The following is a 3,980-nucleotide window of genomic DNA, read 5'->3' as shown; positions in this document are numbered from 1 at the left end:
TGATCACCCGGGAGTTCGACGCCCCGAAACACCTTGTCTACCAGGTGTGGATGACGCCAGAGTCGATCAAGCGCTGGTGGAGCGGCGGCCTGGGCCCGGTCACGGTCGCCGAGGTGGTGAACACGGTCACGTTCACCGAGCGGGGCGGCCGGACGACGTTGACGATGCTCGCCCAGGCGAAGGACCAGGCGACTCGCGACCTCGTCCTCCAGTCGGGTATGGAGGAAGGCATGCAGCAGGGGTGGGATCTGGTCGAGGAGCTCACGGTCTCGCTGGCTGAGGCGGCGGCATGAGTCGCGTGCGGTCGAAGGACGGTACGTCGATCGACTACGAACGGCAGGGGAGCGGGCGGGCCGTAGTACTGGTAGGTGGGGGTCTGGCGGATCGATCCGAGAACGCTCCGCTCACCGAAGAACTCGCGCGGTACTTCACCGTCTACAACTACGACCGCAGGGGTCGCGGACTCAGCGGCGACACCCTTCCTTACGCGCTGGTACGCGAGATCGAAGACCTCGAGGCCCTGATCGCCGAGGCTGGAAGCCCAGTGCACCTGTACGGCGTATCGTCGGGCGGCGCGCTCGTCCTCGAGGCAGCGGCAGCGGGTCTCGCGGTCGACCGGCTGGGGATCTACGAGGTGCCGTACTTCTTGTCCGACGAGATGCTGAAGCAGTGGCAGGAGTACGTCGAGAACCTCGGGGCTCTGCTCGCGCAGGGACGACGCGGCGAAGCGCTCGCACTCTTCATGCAATTGGCGGGTTCGACCGAGGAGGACATCGCTGCGGCCCGAGGGTCGACGGAGTGGGCAGCGTCGGAGGGGCTCGTTCACACGCTGATGTACGACGCCGCCTGCCTCGGCGACGGTCGGCCGTCTGTCGAGCGGTTCGCGAGGATCAGCCAACCGACGTTGGTCGCGACCGGCGCGGGCCTCGATTCCACCATGCAGCAATTGGAGCCGGGCTTCTTCGACGAGGCCGCCGACGCTCTCGTCGCGAGCATGCCTCACGCGGAGCGGAAGGTCGTCCCGGTCACCTCCCACGTCGCCGACCCGTTGGTGGTCGCTCCGATCCTGCATGAGTTCTTCAGCTGATCGGCCTCGTGAGGCACTGGGCCGGTGCATATCGTCGGCGTATCGAAAACCAGATACGTGAGGGCAACATCAGGCTGCCTTGACTGGAGGCATGTCCTACAGCGAACCAGCACGAACAGCGGCTCGCCGGCCCCGATCGCTGGCGTCCTGGCTCTCCTCGGCCGCCCCGAGAACGGGGCTGACGATCTATGGATGCGGGCAGGACGAGGCCGCTCTGTTCCGGGAGACGGCGCCTCGCCTTGGCGTGAAGCCAACCATCACCGCGGCAGCGGTCTCTGAAGCCAATATCGACCTGGCGTTGGGAAACCGATGCATCAGCGTCGGCCACAAGGCTCGAATCACCAACTCCACTCTTCTGGCGCTCAGTCAGGCCGGCGTGACGTATATCTCCACGAGAAGCATCGGATACAACCACCTCGACGTGGAGTACGCGGAGAGCGTCGGCATCTCCGTGGAGAACGTCGCCTATTCGCCCGACAGCGTGGCTGATTACACGTTGATGTTGATGCTGATGGTGCTGCGAAATGCGCAATCCACGATCAGGCGTGCGGATGCTCGTGACTACAGATTGAACGAGGTCCGCGGGAGAGAGTTGCGCGATCTGACCGTCGGAGTCATTGGAACGGGACGCATCGGCGCAGCCGTGATGGACCGACTGCGGGGCTTCGGCTGCAGAGTAGTGGCCTATGACAACCATCCCAAGACTTCTGCCGACTACGTTCCTCTCGATGAGTTGCTCCAGTTGAGCGACGTTGTGACGCTCCATACGCCGCTCACCGTGGACACCCACCATCTCCTCAACGGTGAACGTATCGGGCAACTGAAGCACGGCGTGTTCATTGTCAATACTGGACGCGGTCCACTTCTCGATACCGAGGCGCTTGTTCCAGCCTTGGAAAGCGGCAACTTGGGCGGTGCGGCGTTGGATGTCCTCGAAGGGGAGGAGGGAATATTCTACGTCGACTGCAGCGGCAAGCCCATTGAAAACAAGGCGCTGCTGCGGCTGCAAGAACTGCCGAATGTGATTATCAGTCCACATACCGCCTACTACACGGACCGTGCCCTGAGTGACACCGTCGAGAACTCTGTCGTCAACTGTCTGAAGTTTGAGAACAGAAAGCAGCAATGGATATGAGAATCGGAATTCTGTTCGGCGGCTGTTCCGAGGAACATCCCGTCTCCGTCAAATCCGCGCAAGAGGTCGCAACGCATCTCGATCCCGAGAAGTACGAACCGTTCTACATCGGGATCACGAAGGATGGTGCTTGGAAGCTCTGTGATGGCCCGGACGGCGACTGGGAGAGCGGCCGTCCGGCTGTGCTGTCGCCGGACAGAAGCGTCCAGGGGTTGCTTGTTCTGGAGCAGGGGCGCTACGAAACGATCAGTCTGGACGTCGTGTTGCCCGTTCTGCATGGCAAGCTCGGCGAGGACGGGGCGATCCAGGGGCTGTTGGAGCTCTCCGGCATCCCCTACGTCGGTTGCGATATCCAAAGTTCTGCTCTGTGCATGGACAAATCCCTTGCCTACCTCGTCGCCGGCAACGCGGGAATTGCTACGCCGAACTTCTGGACCGTACCGGCGAACGAGAACATCGGTCCCGACCGGCTCACCTATCCCGTCTTCGTGAAGCCGGCCCGCTCGGGGTCGTCTTTCGGTGTCAGCAAGGTTTCTCGAAAGGAAGAACTGTCGGCCGCGGTGGACGCTGCGAGGCAGTACGACTCGAAGGTGCTGATCGAAGAGGCCATCGTCGGCAGCGAGGTCGGCTGTGCCGTCCTGGGGAACGATGGGGATCTGATCTCAGGTGAGGTAGATCAAATCGTGCTGTCTCACGGCTTCTTCAAGATCCACCAGGAGAGCTCGCCTGAGAGCGGCTCCGACAACTCGACGGTAGTCGTTCCCGCGGACATCTCGCCGGCGTCCCGCTCGCTCGTACAGGAAACCGCAAGGGCCGTCTATCGCGCGCTGGGATGCAGGGGGCTGGCGCGTGTGGACCTGTTCCTCACCGAAGACGGAAAGGTCATCCTCAACGAGGTCAACACTTTCCCCGGCATGACCTCCTACAGCCGTTATCCCAGAATGATGGATGCCGCCGGCCTGTCGCGGGCCGAGGTGATCGACCGCTTGGTGTCGCTGGCCGTGACAGGAAAGATCCAATGAAGGACGGGCGGCAGGCAGCAGTTAATCAGCAAGCGGTAGTTGCACCGTGACGCGGAGCCCGCCGCCGAGGCGGGGGGTGAGGGTGAGGGTCCCGTCGTGCGCTTGGGTGATGCTCTTGACGATTGCCAGGCCAAGGCCGACACCTGTGTCGTCGGTGCGTACACGTCCGGTGCCGCGCTGGAACGGCTCGACCAGCGTGGAAACCAGCTGTGGGGTGAGCTTCTCGCCGGTGTTCTCGACCACGAGCACCACAGTCCTGGGGCGAACGCTGGTCGTGACCCAGACGGTGCCCTGTTCAGGCAGGTTGTGGACGATCGCGTTGTGCACGAGGTTCGTGGTCAACTGCAGCAGGAGCGCGTGTGAGCCGATGGTCGGGGTGACCTCGCCGTAGGTCTCGATGGTGAGGCCACGCTTCTCCGCGAGGGGGAGAAGCGTCTCAGTGGCTTCTTCCGCCGCGAGGGACAGGTCGACGTGCTCTCGGGTGAAGGACCGCTGGTTGGCGCGGCTGAGCACGAGCAGTGCTTCGGTGAGGTCGATCGCGCGGGTGTTGACGGCGTAGAGGCGGTCGACCAGTTCACCGGTGTCGCGGTCGCGATCGTTGCGGGCCACCTCGAGGAGTGTCTGCGTGATCGCCAGCGGAGTGCGCAGCTCGTGGGAGGCGTTGGCTGCGAACCTCTGCTGCTCGGCGACTTGTGCTTCGAGCCGCGCAAGCATGTTGTCGAAGGCATCGGCTAGT

At 63.2% G+C, this 3,980-nt stretch carries 5 protein-coding genes; 4 read left to right on the top strand and 1 reads right to left on the bottom strand.

What is annotated here, in order from left to right; all coding sequences use genetic code 11:
• From VFG33_RS12650 to vanA, 4 genes are all read left to right on the top strand, one after another.
• On the top strand, positions 1-293 hold a 293-nt coding region (locus VFG33_RS12650), incomplete at its 5' end, for an SRPBCC family protein (protein ID WP_524538130.1).
• Complete coding sequence (locus VFG33_RS12645) at positions 290-1,087, top strand: alpha/beta fold hydrolase (protein WP_325025818.1); 798 nt, start codon at positions 290-292, stop codon at positions 1,085-1,087. The genes VFG33_RS12650 and VFG33_RS12645, both read left to right, overlap by 4 nt.
• Positions 1,088-1,178: 91 nt before the next feature.
• Positions 1,179-2,222: a D-lactate dehydrogenase VanH gene (vanH, locus tag VFG33_RS12640; protein ID WP_325025816.1), complete on the top strand. Its 1,044-nt coding sequence runs from the start codon at positions 1,179-1,181 to the stop codon at positions 2,220-2,222.
• A complete protein-coding gene (gene vanA / locus VFG33_RS12635) occupies positions 2,219-3,244 on the top strand; it encodes a D-alanine--(R)-lactate ligase (RefSeq protein ID WP_325025813.1) in 1,026 nt (341 codons plus the stop codon). Before vanH ends, vanA begins: the two co-directional genes overlap by 4 nt.
• Positions 3,245-3,265: 21 nt before the next feature.
• Here vanA and VFG33_RS12630 read toward each other — a convergent pair.
• Positions 3,266-3,980, bottom strand: a 715-nt coding sequence (locus VFG33_RS12630) for a sensor histidine kinase (protein ID WP_325025811.1), incomplete at its 5' end; no start/stop codon positions are given.

Origin of the sequence: Kribbella sp. (assembly GCF_035687465.1) — a bacterium.
Taxonomy (GTDB): Bacteria; Actinomycetota; Actinomycetes; order Propionibacteriales; family Kribbellaceae; genus Kribbella.
Note: the sequence above shows the minus strand (reverse complement) of the source record. Positions and strands in the feature narration are given on the sequence as shown.